Raw genomic sequence first — 438 nt, 5'->3', positions numbered from 1 at the left:
GACACGACGGAGAACTCGATCATTCCATGCAACGAGGCCTACTCGCGGATGAACAATCAGTGGAAGGCCGAGTACGACAACGACATCCCCTGGTTTAGCAAGAGCGCCTATCCCGGCGTCGCCGATGACATCGCGGCGGAGCGCCTGAAGAACGATCTGCCGATCGTCGCGGCTCAGATGCACGGCTCGAGCAGCGACGCGTATGGCTATTTGCGGCAGGTTTCGATGATCGACGCCTTCCTTGCGGCGCGCGAGAGCTTCTCCGAGGCCGGGTGGGATGCCTATGCTGCGCAGCGCGCTGACGCCCAGGCAAAGAACACCTATACCTCGATCGCGCAGCAGGCGATGACATGGGTCCCGCTGCTCGGCATCGTCCTCACCGTCGTCTTCTACGCCATGTTCCCAGTGCTCTTTCCGCTCTTTCTGTTTCCGCGCACC

1 protein-coding gene is annotated in these 438 nt (G+C 61.4%); it reads left to right on the top strand.

Translation table 11 applies throughout. The features are described 5' to 3' along the window. Positions 1–18 precede the first annotated feature (18 nt). Positions 19–438 (top strand): conjugal transfer protein TraG N-terminal domain-containing protein (locus AACY52_RS31540; RefSeq protein WP_339561585.1); only part of this gene is annotated, 420 nt, incomplete at its 3' end.

The organism is Pseudomonas sp. EA_65y_Pfl1_P113 (assembly GCF_963970525.1).
GTDB classification, from domain to species: Bacteria; Pseudomonadota; Gammaproteobacteria; order Pseudomonadales; family Pseudomonadaceae; genus Aquipseudomonas; species Aquipseudomonas tritici.
Note: the sequence above shows the minus strand (reverse complement) of the source record. Positions and strands in the feature narration are given on the sequence as shown.